Origin of the sequence: Flavobacterium cheongpyeongense (assembly GCF_003202435.1) — a bacterium.
Classification (GTDB): Bacteria; Bacteroidota; Bacteroidia; order Flavobacteriales; family Flavobacteriaceae; genus Flavobacterium; species Flavobacterium cheongpyeongense.
Window position 1 is genome coordinate 1 of the sequence record NZ_QJHK01000020.1, and the last position, 18,961, is coordinate 18,961.

Annotated in this window: 11 protein-coding genes; 4 read left to right on the forward strand and 7 right to left on the reverse strand. The window is 33.5% G+C overall.

All coding sequences use genetic code 11. From position 1 onward, the window contains the following. Nucleotides 1-8 precede the first annotated feature (8 nt). The 3 genes from DMB65_RS18245 (at nucleotide 9) to DMB65_RS18255 (ending at nucleotide 1,245) form a co-directional block, all read left to right on the forward strand. Nucleotides 9-263 carry a GIY-YIG nuclease family protein gene (locus DMB65_RS18245; RefSeq protein WP_110308068.1) on the forward strand — a complete coding sequence of 85 codons (255 nt, stop codon included), beginning with the start codon at nucleotides 9-11 and terminating at the stop codon, nucleotides 261-263. Nucleotides 264-501: 238 nt separating this feature from the next. Then, entirely contained in the window at nucleotides 502-681 is a 180-nt protein-coding gene (locus DMB65_RS18250) for a type II toxin-antitoxin system HicA family toxin (protein WP_110308070.1), read from the forward strand. A 165-nt stretch (nucleotides 682-846) separates the two neighbouring features. Further along, nucleotides 847-1,245: a helix-turn-helix transcriptional regulator gene (locus tag DMB65_RS18255; protein ID WP_110308071.1), complete on the forward strand. Its 399-nt coding sequence runs from the start codon at nucleotides 847-849 to the stop codon at nucleotides 1,243-1,245. Nucleotides 1,246-1,552: 307 nt separating this feature from the next. On the opposite strand, the gene DMB65_RS18260 is transcribed toward DMB65_RS18255, so the two are convergent. The 7 genes from DMB65_RS18260 to DMB65_RS18290 all read right to left on the reverse strand — a co-directional run bounded on the left by DMB65_RS18260 (nucleotide 1,553) and on the right by DMB65_RS18290 (nucleotide 15,918). After that, nucleotides 1,553-4,366, reverse strand: coding sequence for a M16 family metallopeptidase (locus tag DMB65_RS18260; RefSeq protein ID WP_110308072.1), 2,814 nt, complete (start codon nucleotides 4,364-4,366; stop codon nucleotides 1,553-1,555). A gap of 139 nt (nucleotides 4,367-4,505) precedes the next feature. Further along, entirely contained in the window at nucleotides 4,506-7,100 is a 2,595-nt protein-coding gene (locus DMB65_RS18265; RefSeq protein ID WP_110308073.1) for an alpha/beta hydrolase family protein, read from the reverse strand. A 25-nt stretch (nucleotides 7,101-7,125) separates the two neighbouring features. Next, complete coding sequence (locus DMB65_RS18270; protein ID WP_110308074.1) at nucleotides 7,126-9,105, reverse strand: TlpA family protein disulfide reductase; 1,980 nt, start codon at nucleotides 9,103-9,105, stop codon at nucleotides 7,126-7,128. An 11-nt stretch (nucleotides 9,106-9,116) separates the two neighbouring features. Beyond that, nucleotides 9,117-10,472, reverse strand: a complete 1,356-nt coding sequence (locus tag DMB65_RS18275) for a RagB/SusD family nutrient uptake outer membrane protein (RefSeq protein WP_123955361.1) — start codon at nucleotides 10,470-10,472, stop codon at nucleotides 9,117-9,119. A gap of 17 nt (nucleotides 10,473-10,489) precedes the next feature. Then, nucleotides 10,490-14,068 carry a SusC/RagA family TonB-linked outer membrane protein gene (locus tag DMB65_RS18280; protein WP_110308076.1) on the reverse strand — a complete coding sequence of 1,193 codons (3,579 nt, stop codon included), beginning with the start codon at nucleotides 14,066-14,068 and terminating at the stop codon, nucleotides 10,490-10,492. Nucleotides 14,069-14,232: 164 nt separating this feature from the next. Then, nucleotides 14,233-15,288 carry a FecR family protein gene (locus DMB65_RS18285; RefSeq protein ID WP_110308077.1) on the reverse strand — a complete coding sequence of 352 codons (1,056 nt, stop codon included), beginning with the start codon at nucleotides 15,286-15,288 and terminating at the stop codon, nucleotides 14,233-14,235. Between the two features lie 87 nt (nucleotides 15,289-15,375). Further along, nucleotides 15,376-15,918 (reverse strand): RNA polymerase sigma factor, encoded by a 543-nt coding sequence (locus tag DMB65_RS18290; RefSeq protein WP_110308078.1) that lies wholly within the window; start codon nucleotides 15,916-15,918, stop codon nucleotides 15,376-15,378. Between the two features lie 464 nt (nucleotides 15,919-16,382). Between DMB65_RS18290 and DMB65_RS18295 the strand changes: the two genes are divergently transcribed. Then, nucleotides 16,383-18,953, forward strand: a complete 2,571-nt coding sequence (locus tag DMB65_RS18295; protein ID WP_110308079.1) for a ligand-binding sensor domain-containing protein — start codon at nucleotides 16,383-16,385, stop codon at nucleotides 18,951-18,953. The last annotated feature ends 8 nt before the right edge of the window (nucleotides 18,954-18,961 follow it).

Below are 18,961 nucleotides of genomic sequence, written 5' to 3' on the forward strand. Positions count from 1 at the left end.
TTTGAAATATGGCTGAATTTGTTGTTTACATTCTTTATTCTGAAAAATTTAAGAAAAATTATACTGGTTTTACTTCCAATTTAATCGAAAGATTTAAATCTCATAATGTTCTTGAAACAAAAGGTTACACTCTAAAATTTAGACCATGGAAAGTAATTTATGTTGAATTTTTCGATGCAAAAGCTGAAGCTATCAAAAAAGAAAAATATTTAAAAACTGGAATTGGAAGAGAATTTATTAAAAATTTGATTCTCAACAATTAACTCGTCGGGCTCATATCCGCCGCGGCGGACACAGGTTCGAGTCCTGTTCCCGCTACTAAGTAAAAGCTTCAGAGAAATCTGGAGCTTTTTTGTTTTTAAATACTTTGAAACAACTCTTCGTGATAACTCTCAGAAAATTGGATGATCGAATTTCTATAAAGGAATTTAAAACATCAAAAAATATATTTCTTGATAGTATTTTTACTATCTTCGAATTGTGTTTATAAAAACTTGTTCTATGAAATCATCGGAGTTACATCGCCAAATTAAGAAATGTGGTTGGATGTTTTTGAAGGCAGAAGGTAGCCACTACATCTACGAAAAAGATGGTAGAAAATACCCCGTACCATTTCATGGTGCAAAAGAAATTGGAGAAGGATTAAGAAAAAAAATGTTAAAGAAATGGGATTATAAATGATCACGGTTGATTTAGAATGTAACAGAATGCAAAATCAACTATCATTATTATTTTAAAGATAAAGAACAGAGACTGAAAATACTCTACTGAAGTACGGAAAACCGCAATAGAGAAAGAAACACATATCACACATATCACATACATTATACTTAAGTTTTATATATCATGAGAGCAATTAAAATAATAATCGAAAAAACGGATAATTTATTTTCTGCTTACGCAGTCAATGTTGAGGGAATTTACGCCGGAGGAGAAACTGTAGAGGAGGTCAAAAAATCAGTTTTAGATTCTATTCGTTTAATTAAAGAATATAATACATCCGAAAATATACCTACAGTTTTAAAAGGTGACTATGAAATAGTATATCAATTTGATACTGTAAGTTTATTAAGCTACTACAAAGGTGTCTTTACAAATTCAGCTTTAGAAAGAATAACTGGAATTAACCAAAAACAAATTCAACACTATGCAAGTGGTCATAGAAAGCCGAACGAAGCAACAACAAAAAAAATTGAGACAGCTTTACATAAATTAGGTGAAGAACTTTTAGCAGTAAAACTTTAATAATATTATCAACAAACGATTTTATAATAATCTTGAACAATCTGGTTAGATATTTCAATGCTTCCCGCTACTGAGTAAAAGCTTCAGAGAAATCTGGAGCTTTTTTGTTTTATACATCTCTAGATCATCAGTAAAAAGGTTCGGAAATTGTCCCGTTAGGCTACAAGCTGATAATTTTAAAAGAGCTGTCCGGCAAGACAGCTCTTTTTAGTCTACAAATTTTTATACTAATTCAAATTTAAAAAAAACGTAAGTTTTTCTTTTAGAGACTATTAAATTAAAGTAAGGAATTGCCGTTCTTATAATATTAATTAGAATCGTTTGGCTCTTTAGGCTGCATCACAACTTCTACTTTGTCAGCACTTGGCAATACATCTCCTGCGTATTTTTTAATGTCTTTTACAGAAATACTTCTTATTAAATTTTCATAAGCATCGCTGCTAACAAATTTATCTCCTGTTTTTAACTGATCTACAATTGTGTTCATCCAATAAGAATTTGATTTAATATTCTGCTGATTGCTTTTTATTAAGTCCTCTTTTATATCTGAGAGATCTTTATCTGACACATCATTTTTTGAAATAATCCCCAATTCATCATACACAATTTGAAGCAGTTTGCTATCTTTTTCAGGATTACAGTCAAAGCTTACAGCAAGAGAAAAAACAGGACTCGGGCTTTTAGATAATGAACTTTGTGTTTGTACGCCGTAACTTCCGCCTTCGTCTTCTCTGATTTTATCTAAATAACGTTTGTCTAATAATTGAGAAAGTATATACGCCATAATTTGATTTTTCTCAGAAAAGGCCACATTTCTGTTTTCCAGATGTACATAAATACTGGTTTTGGGAACGCTCATTTCTCTTATTAGTTTTTCTTTAGAGAATCCTTTTGCCATTCCTGTTTTATGATCGATAAACTTTTCCTGAGTTTTATTTCCTGCTATATTTCCCAAATATTTATTGATTACTTCCAGGTCATTTTCAGCAATATTTCCAACAAAAACAAATGTAAAATCTGAAGCGTTTGAAATACGTTCTTTGTAGATTTTAGCAGCGTCATCAAACTTTAGTTCTCCAAGGTTTTCTTTGCTTAAAAGGAAAGTTCTTTTGCTGTGATTGGTATCTAATAAAGCGATTGTATCGCCAAAAATTTTACTGTTATCATCTGTTACATTCTCTAGTGCATTGCTGTAATAATCGATGATTCGTTTGTAAGCCTGCGCTTCAAATCTTGGGTTTTTGAAGTATAAATAAGTCAGTTCTAAAAGTGTTTCTAAATCCTTTTTTACGGCACTTCCGCTAAAACCTTCGTAATGTTCTCCAATAAACGGACTCACTTTTACTGTTTTCCCTGAAAGTTGTTTTTGTAAATCGGTAACTTTAAAATCTCCTAATCCAGAGTTTTTGGCCAAAACTGTTGCAATTTGCGACGAGGCAAGGTCTTGTTGCGGCAATAATGAAATACCACCCGGACTGAACGCTGAAAAAAGAATCTGATCCTGTGCCAAAGTGGTTGGATAGATAATTATTTTGGCTCCATTATCTAAAATATATCCTTTTGCTTCTTTGATTCCTTTAATTTCAAATCTTTTGGCAATTGTTTTTGCCGTAAGTTTATCGGTCACCAAATCAGTATTAGCAATTGTTTCAGTATAAGGTTCTAACTTTTGCTCTTTTACTTTTTTCATTACCGCTATATAATCAGCTTCTGCTGGATAGGTACTATTTTCTTTTTCCGGTCCTGAAACGGTTAAAACCTGATTTTTTTCTGTCGGAAGTGCACGAAATACTTTATTGATTTCATTACCATCTACTTTTACCAGAGTCGTTTTTACAAATTCCACTTCGTCTTCTAAACTCATTACCGGCGAAGCTTCTAAAAAATAATTCTGCAATTGCGAAGCCCAGTTTTCATTACCAATTTTATCTTTGTTTTTTAACTGATTTTCATAACTGGTACGCATATTTTCTTTTACACGATCCAGTTCTTCTTTTGTAAAACCGTTTTGAATGGCACGCTCATATTCGGTAAACGCTTGTTGAAAAGCTTCTAACAACCGTCCGTTTTTAGGATTTACTGTTAAGGTAAAAAAAGAAGTCAAACGGGTTAAACCAGAATAACTTAAACCTGCACCAAGCAACGCCGTCTCATTATTGACTGTATATTCTCTAAAACGATTGTTCATCATTTGCAAAGCCAGTTGTTGCGCAATACTATTTTCAAATGCAGTAAAATCCTGAACTGCAGGTTTGCTCTTTTTAAAATTTAATGAGATTGATGTTTTCTGGGCTTCTTTGTCCAAAGCCAGTTTATACAACAATTTATCGTTGTCCGGAATTGCTTCATAAGTACGTTCTGCAGGATTGTGAGACATTGGAATTGAACCCATTATTTTCTTAACCTGTTGTTCTATTTTGGCAGGATCAATATCTCCTACGATGATTACAGCCTGATGGCTGGGCAGATACCATTTTTTATAATAATCCCTTAATTGTTTGTATTTGAAATTCTGGATAAGCTCCATATCGCCCAGCACATCTCTTTTCCCGTATTTTGAGCCGTTGTAAATAACAGGTTCCAATTGTGATCCAATTCTTAAATCGGCATTTCTTCTTGTACGCCATTCTTCATGAATTACGCCTCTTTCGGCATCAATTTCGGCATCCTTCAAAGATAAAAAACCAGACCAGTCGTGTAAAACGTATAAACAGGAATCTAATAAGGCAGGATTTTTAACCGGTACATTGCTTAAATTGTAAACCGTTTCGTCATGCGCTGTGTAGGCATTAATGTCACGACCAAAAGTAACACCGTGTTTTGCCAGCATATTAATGATGCCTTTTCCTTTAAAGTGTTCTGTTCCATTAAAAGCCATATGCTCTAAAAAGTGAGCCAGACCATTTTGATTGTCGTCTTCTAAAATCGCTCCGACATTTTGAACAAAATAAAAATCAGCTCTGTCTTTTGGCCATTCGTTATGCAGAATAAAATATTGCATTCCGTTGTTTAAAGTTCCGTTTACCACATCTTTCCGCAACGGAATTGTTGTTTTAAATTGTGCAGATAGCTGAGTTAAACCCAGTACCATAAAATGCACTAAAAATACTTTTACTTTCATGTTTATTGATTTCTAATGTTCTTTTTTTTGATTGATTTTTCTTGAATTTGGTATAAGAAATTCCTGCTGTCCATTTGAAGGCCTCATAAGAAACCCTCAAATAACAGTCTTTAGCATTATAATCATGTATCGGTTTTTATTACATCCAGTCAGGTTTTACTGAAGCCTTTAAGTAATAATCAAAATACTGCTGCATTTTGTTTGTCCAGTCTTTTTTGTTGGCAGTATCTTCAAGAGAATGTCCTTCTTTTTTATAATTGACCAATAAAGCAGGTTTACCCAAACGGCGAAGTGCAAAAAACAACGACTGACCTTCCTGATACGGCACAGCCCGGTCATTATCATTATGAAAAATAAGCACTGGCGTTTTGATGTTTTTAACGGAAAAAAGAGGGGAATTTTTGATGTATCCCTCTAAATTATCATACAAAGAACTGCTCATACGATATTGATCTGCTTCGTATTTAAACATCGTTGAGATTCCGTTTGATCTCATAACCGGATAATTGGAAGTAAAATTACTTACTCCGGAACCTACAATGGCACAACTGAAAATATCTGATTTAGTCAATAAAAAAGACGTCTCGTAACCGCCAAAACTATGTCCCTGAATACCAATTTTACCTTTTTCGGTAATACCTTTCGAAATTAAATAATCAATTCCGCTAATCACGTCGTTATATGTGCTGTTTCCTGGTTCTCCATATATATAATGTACGTCTGGCTGAAAAACAATATACCCTCTGCTTACATACGTTGGAATATTGATGTTTGATGTACTAACCTCCGGTGCCTGATAAGTATTAAAATCTTCGGTATGTTTTTCGTAAAAATGAACTAGTACCGGATATGTTTTTTTGCTATCGTAATTATCCGGAAGATAGAGATTTCCCTGATTTTCTTTTCCGCTAAAACTTTTCCAAGTCAGTACCTTTGAAGTTCCCCAGGCATATTCTTTTTGCTGCGGATTGATATCGGTAATTTTTTGCTGTGACCCAAAACTAGCATTTGCCCACCATAAATCGGGAAAAATTGTATAACTTTCTTTTGAAAATAATACGCTCGAATTATCTCCCGAAACTACTTCAACTCTTATATTATATTCCGGATTGGCAACTATTTTAGTAACGGTATTATTGGCAAATTTGTAAACTCCTTTCGATTTATTTACGATATCAAAACCTATTAATGTAATTGATTTTTTCTGGTCCAAATTGCCTATATAACCGCTTTCACTATATCGAAGTTCGACCTTATTTTTTCTTCCGTAACCCTGGGTAATACAATAAGGAGCTTTTTGATTGGTAAGATCAATGGCCCACATATCAAATTGATCGTATATAACGACAGAATTTCCATTGTTTAACCAGCCTGCTATTCCGAAAGCCGTATTAGAAGATTTCATATCTACATTATCATCAAAAACAGGGAAAGGAACTTGAGAACTTACGTTTTTAAACTGTTTTGACGTGCTATCAAAAACCATCCATTCTTTTTGTTTTTCATCATAAAAAACAGCGAAACTTCCCTGCGGATTCCATGCTATACCTCCAAAAACTCCTGTTAGTACTTTTGTAGCTTTTCCAGTCGAAGCATCGATCCAATAAATATCATTGCGTTCGTTAAAAGTCCAGTCTACTTCTACAGTATACGGTTTTTTATCAATAGCAAAAAGCACTTTAAAATCAGCCGATTCCGGAAATATTACCTGATCAAACTCTCCTTCGGAAGCCAATTTAATAACTTTATTATTTTTGATATCGTAAAGAAATTTTGGTTCACCGGGCAGTGTTTTTGAATTTCGTAACAATTCTTGCCTGCGCTCCATTGTTCCCTGATTAGATCTCCAAATCTCTACTCCTGATTTTGCTATTTGCGTGTTTTCAGGACGTTTGTTTCCAAAAACCTGTAACTGAATAAAATTAGTGTTTTCACTTAATCCGTATGCGGTTTTAGCAATCGAATATGCCGGATCATTTAATTTAACATCATCATAATTCAATATTGGTTTAACCGAATTGTTTTTCAAACTAAAATAATACACCTTATTAAAATCGGCGCTATTGGTGCCTTTCAAAGTAAAACTTCCTCCGTCTTCATTTCCATTTAATTGAAAATCTCCAAAATCAGCTGCTTTTCCGCTGTAAACGGTCTGTTGGTTTCCTCCGGGAATTCCGTGTTTTAAAAACACTTTATCTTTCTCTATCTGAACATAAACAATTGATTTGTTCTTTAAAAATCGAGATGATTTAATGTTATTTACAGAAATGCTGTCGTTGGTTTCTAAATTAAAACAAACCAAACGCTGCAGAAAAAAATCTCCTTTTTCAGCTTCTGGGCGTGTATAATACAAAATATCTGTTCCTTCTAAAGCATTGGTATAATGTTTTGTTTTCCAAAGCTTTTTTACGCCTGTTTTTAAGTTTTGCAAAAGTGTACTATCATTTTTGCTGTACTGAATCCAGTCTTTTTTTCCGATGAATTTTAAATCGCTGACATTATGCAGCACCAAACGTTTTCCTTTTGGAGTTTCCTGAATAATGATTTGCTTATCGTTTTCTTTTTCTTCATCCTGAAAAACGGTGCTGTACGCCATCCATTTTCCATTATACGATAACGATTTGCTGTTGATTCTTTTCCATGTTTGGTAAGCAGACTCGTCAACCGCTTTTTTTTGAGCAGATAAACTGTGTATACCCATTGAGAGTATACACAGTAAAATTATTTTTTTCATAATAATCTAAGGTTTCGAAAGTAATTTATTCTTTCTTTAAAGCATTAATAACTTCCGTCAGTTCATCTACAAGCTGTCCCGGATTTCCGGAATATCCTTCAGAAGCAAAACGGATCTGTCCATTTTTAATCACGACTTTTCTAGGAATACCGCTTGATTTAAAAATGGTTGCATATTTAGCAAACGATTCGTTATTCGTTCCGCCGTCTTTTTTAACCAAATCAAAATAAGTGTCCAGTTTTAAACCTTTTTCTTTTAAATAAGCCAATGCTTCTTTTTTATATCCTTCTTTGTTTTCCTGCGTACTTATAAAATAGATCTCAACCTGATTATCTTCTTTAAAATTTGTTACCAATTGCTGCATTGCCGGAAAAGCTTTTTTGCAGGGCCCGCACCAGGTTGCCCAAAAATCAATTACGATAATTTTACCACTGTTTAAATCCAATTGTTTTGCTTTTCCGTCTGCACTCTGCACTTTAATCACCGGAGCAGGAACAGGATTCATTAATGCAATTTTCTGCTCTGAATTATTTTCTTTTTTCAACTGCTCTAAATAAGCCGGAAAATCAGCCTCTTTTTTTCCTTCTTTTAAATACGCTTCTTTTAATTTTGTTGTTGAGTCTTCCGATAAAGCATTTACTCTTGCTGCATTTTTCAATACCTCAATAATTGGCTTGTTTAAAGTTTCCAATGCTCTCACATGAATATCATTGATACTTGCTTTTTCATAACGTTTTTCGAATGGCAGTAATTCAAAAGTTTCTAAAACTTCTTTATACTTTTTCAACATATCATACATACGAATCTGAATCACTAACTCATTATTAAGCTGTGTTTTTGCATTTTCTGTAGCTTGATTGGGTGACCAGTAAAGCCCCTGCATGTATGATAAATCATTTACTTTTTGCTGCATCTGTTTAATTATTGGCACTGCCATTGTTTCTATAACTGCGGGATCAACCACTTTTAAATACAAGGCTTTAGAGATATTTTGATGATACACATCATTTAGATTAGCAAAATTCATGGTTGGAATTAAAGCCAAAACACTTTTGTAATCTTTAGTCTCAAAATAATATCCAAATTGTGTCTTTACAATGTTATCATAAAAATACTTTTGAGAATCAGGCACATCAGAAGTGTATGGGAAATCAGCTAAAAATTGCGTTATAACTTTGTTTTTCTCTGCAGCATCTGCAATTGGCATAATTTTCTGAAAGGCTTTAAATCTTTGAAAAGCACCTTTTGGAAATTGTTTTTGAATTACGGTTTCAAGAGAATCTGCTTTTACCTGATCTTTTAGTTCAAACTTGTATAAATTGTGAACTTTTAGAAAAACTTCTTCTGGCTGACCGTTCATCTTCTTAACAAAATCTCCTAAAAAACGATGTCCTAATTCATCAAATTTCTCTGGTTTCTGAACTTTTAATACTTTAATATAAGTATCAATAAATTTTGGAAAATTGTTACCATGATCTGCAACTTCTTTTTTCAGCCAATATTCTGTGGCGTCTCCGGTAATGGTAAAATCTTTAAAATAACCGCCAAACTGCGAATTGAAATCTTTGTTTCTAAAAGTCGCCCAGGCCAGATCTGCTCCGGGCATTTTTACTTTTGGCTCTTTAAAAACAACCAGCATATTTCCTGTGTCCTGCTGTGTATCTGTAACAAGACCGTTATCAGTATTGCCATAAAATTTAAATGCCATAAAACCGCAATTTTTTGGAACGGTGTATTCTACATTCCATACAGTGCCGCTTTTTGTCATTTTAAGGTCTTCAATTTCCCATCTGTAATCATTAAAAACATAGGCATAACCATTGATTTCTTTGATATTTTCCAAAGGACCGCCTTTTGCATCATAGGTCATATTTAAAGCTGACCCCGGAATGGGGATATCAGCCATTCCGGTTAATCTCAACTTTGTTTCCTGACTTGTAACCTGTAAGGTAAAGGCGCAAAAAGCCAATACCAGTAATTTGATATTTGATATTTTTTTGAACATTTGTGTGTTTTTTATTTACCTAGTTCCGGATTTAAATCGATGTAATTTTGATTGATTGGGAATACATATCCATCACTATTAGGTTCAAGCGTATAGGTGACCGTTTTAAAAACTCTTGTATACGTTTTTTGATATACAGGGTCCAGATTCAATCTTCGCTGATCAAACCAGCGAAATCCTCTCCCAATCAATTCTTTTTGTCTTTCTGTTAAAGCTAAATCTAATGCTTCTTTCGGCGTTGCTGCAGCAACCTCATAAGCTGTTCCAGACTTGTATCGTTTTGCTCTTAAAATATTTAGATTATCAACTGCTTTTTGCGTTTGTCCTAATCTGGCATAACATTCGGCAGCAATTAAATACATTTCAGGAACGGATACTCCAATATTGATGCCTGTGGTCGGGCTATAATTTGCAATTGCAAAACCTCTGCCTGTGTATCTAGGAGAAAAGTTGGCACCATCTATAGTATAATAATTGTAACGAAGATCATTACTTTCAAAGCTGTTTAGTAAATCATTTGATAATGGAGCTCCTTTGTAGGTAAGTAATAGCGTTTTAGAAAATATGATCTCTGGATTCTGAGTTAAAACGGGATAACTATTACCAGAGGCAAACGTTTTTAAATCAATCAGACCGCTTTGCATTTCAAGTGCTTTCTGTGCATTATCCAAACTCAATTGGTACGATCCCATATACAGATATGTTCTGGCAAGCAATGCATAAACTGCTCTTTTTGATGGCAAAACATTATATTGAGGTGTGTCTTGAATATCATTATCCAAGGCACTTTTTAAATCAGAAAGAATCTGATCGTAAACCTGACCCACTGTACTTCTTTCTAAAGAAGAAAATAATTCAGGATTTAATAATAGCGGAACCGCCTTTTCCGAATTAGCAGACGCAGGATCAAACTGAGGACCATAAGTATTTACTAATTGCAAATAAGCAAAGGCTCTGTGCACAAAAGCTTCGGCATAAATTTCTTTCTTTTCTGCATCAGTTCCTTTTTCGCTGCTCCATACCCCATCAAGAATTACGTTACTGTTATAAACGGCTTTGTATAATGCTATATAGTCTGAGTCTCCCTGAGAAGGATCGTAGATTCTATCCTGCCATGTATAACTGTTTGCCCAAATTGTATTTACAGTATTTTGATAGGTTACAGGAAATTCGACATCGGCATTAGCTAAAAGGTAAATTCCTCCAGATGCTGTTATAGCGCTGTAATTATTAGCCAAGCCTCTGTAATCAGAGGTATATTTTAAAACTCTGTTGTTTTCAACCGGTTCTACTTCTACGTAATCTCGACAAGAGTGTAATAAAAGTACCGGAAGTAATATATATAGTGTGGATTTTAGAAATTTCATAAGTCTATTTTTTAAAATTAAAAACTGCAATTAAACTGTAAAGTATAGTTACGCTGTGGTGCAAGCGTATTATAGTTATTGTTTGACAGAAATTGCGGATCGATTCCTAAATCATTTTTAACCCATAACAAACCTAAATTTCTAGCCGCAAAATTGAAACTTAACGACTTAATAAAAGTTTTTTCTATCCATTTATTTGGAACATTATATCCTAATGAAATTTGCTGTAATCTTACGTTATCAGCCGGAAGCACGTTAATATCTGCCATTTGATAACGGTTCAAACTATTATAACTAATGTTTGCAAGTCCCGGAACATTTGTTGAAGCCTCATCGCCAGCCTGTCTCCATCTTTGTGCAACTAATTCGTCTTTAGCAACAGCTCCATACTGAAGTCCTGAATAAGAAGGATAGTTTTGTAGTACCGTATTTCTAAATATGTGACCTGCATAATATGTAATCTGAACGCCTAATCTGAAATTTTTATATGAAAAATCATTCATTAAGCCTCCAAAATAAGGAGCGAAAGTAGTTCCCATTTTTTTCAGATCGTCTTTATCAATATTGGAAATACCTTGTGATGAGCTTACAATTGTACCATCTTTTTTATAAACAGTAGATTGTCCTGCAGCATCTAAACCTGCCCAATGGTACGCGTAAATAGTTCCTATAGATTCTCCAAGCATTGCTCCCCCAGCTAAATACTGATTAGTTGTTGTCACTTTATAACGCGAATCTGTAACTTCATTAGTATTATATGCAAAATTAAAAGTACTGTTCCATTTAAAACCTGAGTTTACTATTAATCCGGACAAAGTAGCATCAATACCATGTCCTTTTAATGAAGCTGTATTATAATTCAGATACGACCATCCATAAGTTGGGTTAAATGGTACATTGGCTATAATATTATCTGTTTTCTTTTTATAAAATTCAAAAGAACCACGTAAGCGATTATTAAAGAAACCATAATCTAAACCAAAGTTTACTGTTTTTGTTGTCTCCCATGTAATTTCTGGATTTTCCGGGGTAGAAATAGAAGCAGTTGGTAAATTTGTATTATAATCTACTGACCCTACGCTTATAATAGGTTTTTTGCTACCAAATCCTGCTGTTGGTATACTTCCGCCTACTCCATAAGTAACTCTCAATGCCAGATCATTTAGCCAATTAACATTTCTTAAGAAAAATTCTTTATTAATGTCCCATTTTCCTCCTAAAGACCAAAAAGGTCTTGCTCTTTCACTTCTTGAAGCTCCAAGTATATTAGCATCATCAAAACGTGCACTTCCAGATATATGATATTTATTCATGAAATCATAAGAACCTAATCCATAATAAGATAATTTTCTTACATGCGATTTATTGATACTGGTGTCAGAACTACCTATCATGGTATCCCAATCATAAATAGTCGTATAATAGGATGTTGGATTTACTGCTATTGAAGAATTTGTATCTAAGTTATACCCATAATATCTTTGGCTGGATCCTTCTGCTTTTATATCACTGGTTTCAGCACCGGCCAAAAAGTGAAGGCTGTTATTTTCATTAAAGTTTTTATTGATATTGGTTTGAAAGCGCATGTTTATAGATTCACTATTTGATAGCGTATTGTTTAAATACGATCCCACTGGTATTCCGTAAACTAATTTACCATCTGAACCAACAGAAGTAGCCTCATTAATCATCTTTCGTGTATAATAACTGTCTAATTCATTTAGCGAATTGGTTTTATTTCCTATTGCGGTATACATACCAGAGACCTCAAAATTTAACCATTTTGTAGCTGTAGCTGTCAAACTAGCATTTAATCTTATATTGTTCCCTTTTGTTACTACATTAGAATAGTTTAACTCATCTAAATAATTATACGTCCATGGCAAATATCCCTTTGCTTCAAAACTTTGTGCCACTTCAGGTCTGAAAATAATATAACGGTCAATACCATTTCCGTTTTCATCAGCAATCATATCATACGGGCGCAAAGCAAAATCCGAAACATTAGATAATGCTTCATTTACTGTATTATTTACTTTAAAAGTTGAATTTACGTAGTTTACACCCGTATTTAATTTTAAAAAACTCTTAAGCTGAAACGTGTTATTAAGTGTCAGATTATAAGACTGAGACTCGTTACTTCTCATCGCTGCCTGATCTTTATTATACCCTAAAGAGAAATAATATGTGCTTTTATCTGTTCCTCCATTAATAGACAAATCATATTGTCTTGTCAGTGAATTTCTTAACAGATATCTATTAATCTGCCCCAAATTATCGTTTTGTGCCAACTGATCTAATAACTGATCTCGCTCTGACAAAGAAATTTGACCTCTTTGCTGTCTGAACATAATTTCCTGAGCTGCACTTGGATTTTTAGCTGCACCAGAACTAATTGTATTGTTAATATTATCTTCAACAAACCCGCCATTAACCAAGTCTTTCTCATAATCAATGTACTGAGCAGAATTCATAACACGAAGTTTGCTCAAATCCATTTTCTCACCGATAGTCGTAGTAGTATTGAAACTGATTACTGGTTCACCTCTTTTACCTTTTTTAGTAACTACCACAATCACACCATTAGCAGCGGCAGATCCCCAAATTGAAGCTGCTGCTGCATCTTTTAAAACAGTGATACTTTCTACATCATCCGGATTCATATAACTCAAAATAGAAGATCCCGGTACGCCTCTTTTACTAAAGGCAAAGGCTTCTGCCTGCGGAAAACCATCAACTACAATTAAAGGACTACCTGTACCACCATAATTATTAGTTCCTCTTACAGATATAGAACCTGTTCTAGGGTCAACCTTTACACCCGCCATTTTTCCCTCTATTCTTGATTGGATATCTACGGTTGGAACTTCAGCCAGTTCTTTGGCTCCAATCACTCCAAATGATCCTGTTGCTCTTTCTTTAGGTAAATCTGTATATCCGTTTGAAGCTACAACAATTAAATCTTTCAGTAATTCGACCTGAGGCTCCAATATTACGTTTAACACTTTTTTATCCTTAACTGCCAGCGTTTTTGTTTTATAACCTAAATACGAAAATCTAAGCGAGTCTGTTGCAATTACTTCTATTCTGTAATCTCCTTTTTCGCGGGTAATATCCCAAATTTGCGTACCTACCAATGAGACATTTACGCCCACTAAACGATTCCCCTTTTTATCCGTTACCGTTCCTTTAACCTCATAAGGTTCCAGTTCATTTAACGTAGTTTTAGGCTTTCTTTTCTTGATAACTATCTGTTTATCAATAACAGTATAATCTAATCCAGTATTAGCTAAAGCAGTATTTAAAATTTGCTCTACAGTTCCGTATTGATTAACACTTACTTTTTTTGTAGATGACATTAAATCATCATTGTAAAAAAACACATAATCACTCTTTTGCTGTATAGCAGAAAAAAGTGTTTGAAGGGAAGCGCCCTGAACTTTGACAGAGATTTCATTTTGCGCTTTCACAACATTTGCGTAGATACTGGTTAATCCTAAATACAGAACTAAAATGAATACTCTCATAAATAAAATAAAAGTAAGGTTGATGATTTTTTTAGGCAATACAAAGCCTATATCATGATTTTTATTCATAATTTTGTTTTAGTTTATCGATAATTGCATTTGCAATTAAAATTTTACATAAGCCAAGAGATGTTCCAGCATCTTTTGGTTTTTTTTGGTTTTGGGTTAGATTATTTTATTTTCAAATTCTTTTCTTATACCATAGGCCTTTCCTAATTTTTAGTCGTTAATACTTAGTTAATAGTTATCGCTCTGGTTTGAGCATTATAAACAAATTCAAAACCTGTAGTCGCTTCTAATGTTTTTACCACTTTATCTAAATCATCATTAAGCGTAAATGCTCCTGAATAAGTTTCTTTTTGATTTGCTTTTCTGTTCATTACAAAAGTCACATTATAATAACGGGTCAACTTCTCTAAAACCAACGAGAGTCTTTGCTCTGAAAATTCATAATATCCTTTTCTCCAAGAAAATAAAGGTTCAACATTCTGAACAGTAGTTTTAATTATCTGCTGTTTTTTATCTAAAGATGCAATCATCCCCGGTTTAAGAACTGCTTGAAGCGTATCAGTATTGAAAAAGCCTTTTTTCGCATAAGCTACCTGTACTTTTCCTCTTAGTAATGCTGTTGAAACTTTAGCATCTGCTGAATAACAACTCACATTAAACAAGGTTCCCAATACACGAACACTGTAATTATTGGCTGCTTTTACAAAAAATGGTTTTGCAGCATTATGTGCAACATCAAAAATTCCTTCACCTTCTAAAAACACTTCTCTGGTTTCTTTATTAAAAGTAGTTGGATAAATCAATTTAGATCCTGAGTTCAGCCAGACTAAAGTTCCATCAGCCAGACTTAGCTGCGCTCTTTTCCCGTAAGGAACCAAAACCGTATTGTATTGTGCATCTACAGATTTTGTTTGTTTTATCTGCTTATTATTTACATTGATTTTATTTCCTGATGCGTCATAAGCAATCGTTGTACTGTCATTGACTGTCACAGATTCCTGATTTGATAATACCAGTTTAACCTCATCACTTTTTTCAAAAGAAGAACCTTCTGTTGTATTGTTTTTTGCAAATTGCTCAATTGGACTTATTTCTTTTTCTTCTTGTCTAAAAAGAATAGTAATTCCTAAACCTATAAAAAGCACAGCGGCAACACTCCAGGAAAGTGTGCGGAGTCTTTTTCTTCGGGTACGCTGTTTTTCGAATGCAATACTTTCTGCAATTCTCGCTTTTAAATCAGCTTTATCTTCTTTTGGTAAAATTTTGAAATTTGGGTACAAAATATTTTTCTTTTAGATTCTCTATTAGCTATAAGAATCAAAAAGCAAAAACATAGACAAAAAAAATAATGTTTTTTTAAAGTTTTTTTAAAGTTTAGCCCGAAGTTCTTTTAAAGACCTGTAAATCAAAGTTCTACAGGATTCCATACTAATTCCTAAAGTAGACGAAATTTCCTCATAAGACAAGTCTTCGCTAAATCGAAGATGAAGAGCATAACGCTGTTTTTTGGTAAGTGAAGATAAAGCCAAGGCTAAACTGGCATTTTTATTTAAAGTCGTTTCACTGAAGATAAGTTCATCTTCAGCTGAATCTGTTTTATAATCACCTTCTGATACAATATCAAGACGCACCGTTTTGGTCTGCGATTTTAATTTTTTGAAAATATCATTTTGAAGTGATTTGAAAAGGTATGATTTTACAACGACATCTGTTGCAATTGTGGTACGGTAACGATGAAGATCGACAAAAATATCATGTATAGCATCCTGTACTAAAGCATCATCATTAGTGTATTGCATTCCAAATGTAAAAAGTGTATTTATATACCGATCATATAGTTTATGATAAGCGTGAACATCTCCCCTTTTTATTTGATGCCATAAATCAATATCTCTTTTTTCATTCTTCATTGAGATTTTCTTTGCTTAAAGGGTTTCTCAGCACAAAACTAAAGAATTTAAAAAAATATTAATAAAAAATTCATTTTTATTTCAAACTTTGCAACTTTTTCCGCAATAAGAAAAAATAATACTACATTTTAACACTCTAAACCCTAATCTGGAAATTTGTAATTCATTCTGTATACTAAACCTGAGGCTGTCCGAAAAAGTATCATCAATTGTTAATCTCAAACTTACATGTTTAGAAACTAAAATCGAAGTGCAATAAGGCGTCTAGTTGTAACTATTTTTGGAACCAACAAAACTTGCGTTTGAGATGTCTGCTACTATAAATAATAAGAATTGTTAAACAAATATCGAATCAAACATTTGCGTTTTTTGTATAGATTTTTGTTTTACATGGCTGATAGTTGAAGTTCTATTTGTAATTATTACTTTTAAAAAATCAAAAAAGCCTTTATTAATCTACAAAAATGAATCCGTTAATTCGAGCCCTAATCATCTTTCTATTGTCTATCTCTGCTCTTAGAGCTCAGTCTGACAATTTTGTTTTTTCTCCAATTAATGTTTTACAGGGTTTGAGTGATAATCAAATCCGTTATATTCTACAGCTTCCCGACGGAAGAATGGTTTTTAAAACAAGCGGTAATATCAATATATATGATGGAGTACATTTTAAATACATTCATCAGACTTTACCTAATCTTTATCCTTTAAATGGTTATGATGGTTTCTATCGAATTTATCAAGGTAAAGATTCACTTCTTTGGATAAAAGATACTCATAAACTGATGTGCGTTGATCTCCGTACAGAAAAATACTTATCCGGTTTGGACTCTTATTTTAAGAAAAAAGGATTCAAAAAAGGTATTGACGATCTTTTTATGGATTCTGGCCAGCATCTCTGGTTTCTATATTCCGGAAAGTTATATAAAGAAAATTCTTCCACTATAATAGACCTTTCTGCTAATAAAAACCGTTTACAGGATTTAATGTCCCGGAATAACAACTTGTATTTATTTTATGATAACGGAGAGGTTATTTGTTACGATTTAAAAACAAAAAGAAAGCTATATACCATCGCTGCTTATCCATCAGAACAACGGGCATTTTTTAAGAACACCTCGTTGGCAGTAAAGGGAAACAATGGTTTTTATCAATTGAGAAATGGAAATAAAGGTGGTTTTTTCTTTTTTGATACTCAAAAACGCATTTGGAAAAAAATACTTGAAACCAACTACACCCTCAATACATTAGTAGTAAATTCTAATGATACTGCCTACATCAGTTGTACCAATGGTATTTGGATAATTAATTGCAGAAACGGAGAAAAACGGTATATGCCTACCTTAAAAAAGGTGGATGGCAGTATTTTGAATACGGAAATAAGTACTCTTTTCTACGATAAACAAGGTGGATTATGGCTGGGAACTCTTAATCAGGGCCTACTCTATTATCATCCTTCACGGTATAAGTTCAAATATATCGGACGTTCTTATTTTCAAAAAAATGCCTCAAACGATATCATCGTACAATCATTTGCCCAGGACCAAAAGGGAAATGTATATATTAAATCTCAATCTGACATATACCAATATCATTCCTCTTCAAAAATGGATAAGGTACTAACAGTAGTCTCTCTTTCTTTGGTACCTAAAGAAATACTGGAAAAATTAAATCAAAATAATCAAACGGTTTCGATCACTGACATACGAGGCTGGAAATGGACAGGCACACAAGACGGGCTAAAGGTTTTTGACCCTAAAAAACAAAAAGAAAGATTTTTTTATACCAAGGATGGCTTGTCAAATAATTTCATTCACGCCCTTTTAGAAGATCATAGCAACAATATTTGGGTCACTACCAGTTACGGAATAACAAAATTGCAAATTGATCCCATAAGTAACCAAATTCATTTTACTAATTTCTATTCAGACTCAGGAACCTTAGAAGGAGAATATTCCGATGGCGCAGCATTTGAAGCGAAAGACGGGACTCTTTATTTTGGAGGGATTAATGGATTTAACATCCTGAATAAAAGTGGTATAAATTCAAAAAAAATACCTTTCAGCCCCCTTTTTACAAATCTTTTTTTACGCGGAGAAAGGGTGGAATCAGGTAAATTATATGACAGCCATGTCATTATGAATAAGACGGCTCCTTATACAAAAGAAATAAAACTTTCACACAATCAAAACTTTCTGACCTTTGAGTACTCTGCACTTAACTATCAAAATCCTTCTCAAACGTATTATCGTTATGAGCTTGAAGGTGTTGATAATACGTGGCGGGAAACGTCTATTGGCGGACAAAATGAAAATCCGGATTCGGACGGTATTCTAAAAACTTCCTATACCAATTTATCTCCTGGCAAATACAAGTTCAAGGTTATGGCTTCTAATAATAATCTTCAATGGAATGGCCTCGTTTCGGAATTAAATATAACCATTAATGCCCCCTGGTGGAAAACTCCCATTGCCTATATTTTGTTTACATCTCTTTTCATTGCCATAATAATTTCGGGACTCTATGGCTATATTTACAATACCCGAAAAAAAATGGAGCGCAATCATAGAGAGGATATTTTGTTGGTACGCATTCGAAACTTAATAGAACAATGCGATTTTCTTCAATCAGAAAAGGAAACTTATCTGATTGAAAAAAATGAAAATACAATAGGATCTGCAAATAAAATCAATGAAAACAACGCTGATAATGAGTTTTTAGCAAGAGCTTTAGAACAAGTGGAGAAAAACCTGGAGGTTTCAGACTATTCGGTCGAGCAGCTCAGTCGGGATCTTTGCATGGATCGTACGGGTTTGTATCGCAAATTAATTGCTTTGTTAGATAAATCACCTTCTTTATTTATTAGAAGTATTCGTTTGCAGCGAGCTGCTGTCCTAATTCTTGAAGGCAAACTCAATATTGCAGAGATTACCGAAAAAGTTGGTTTTAGCAGTTCCAGTTATTTCAGTAAATGTTTTCAGGAAATGTACGGCTGCCGTCCATCGGAATATGCCGAAAAAACTGGAAATTCAACCTGATTGCTATT

What these genes read in the sequence shown, in the direction of transcription:
- DMB65_RS18245 (WP_110308068.1), top strand. Translation starts at nt 9, where the DNA reads ATGGCTGAATTTGTTGTTTACATTCTTTATTCTGAAAAATTTAAGAAA.
- DMB65_RS18250 (WP_110308070.1), top strand. Translation starts at nt 502, where the DNA reads ATGAAATCATCGGAGTTACATCGCCAAATTAAGAAATGTGGTTGGATG.
- DMB65_RS18255 (WP_110308071.1), top strand. Translation starts at nt 847, where the DNA reads ATGAGAGCAATTAAAATAATAATCGAAAAAACGGATAATTTATTTTCT.
- DMB65_RS18260 (WP_110308072.1), bottom strand. Translation starts at nt 4,366, where the DNA reads ATGAAAGTAAAAGTATTTTTAGTGCATTTTATGGTACTGGGTTTAACT.
- DMB65_RS18265 (WP_110308073.1), bottom strand. Translation starts at nt 7,100, where the DNA reads ATGAAAAAAATAATTTTACTGTGTATACTCTCAATGGGTATACACAGT.
- DMB65_RS18270 (WP_110308074.1), bottom strand. Translation starts at nt 9,105, where the DNA reads ATGTTCAAAAAAATATCAAATATCAAATTACTGGTATTGGCTTTTTGC.
- DMB65_RS18275 (WP_123955361.1), bottom strand. Translation starts at nt 10,472, where the DNA reads ATGAAATTTCTAAAATCCACACTATATATATTACTTCCGGTACTTTTA.
- DMB65_RS18280 (WP_110308076.1), bottom strand. Translation starts at nt 14,068, where the DNA reads ATGAATAAAAATCATGATATAGGCTTTGTATTGCCTAAAAAAATCATC.
- DMB65_RS18290 (WP_110308078.1), bottom strand. Translation starts at nt 15,918, where the DNA reads ATGAAGAATGAAAAAAGAGATATTGATTTATGGCATCAAATAAAAAGG.
- DMB65_RS18295 (WP_110308079.1), top strand. Translation starts at nt 16,383, where the DNA reads ATGAATCCGTTAATTCGAGCCCTAATCATCTTTCTATTGTCTATCTCT.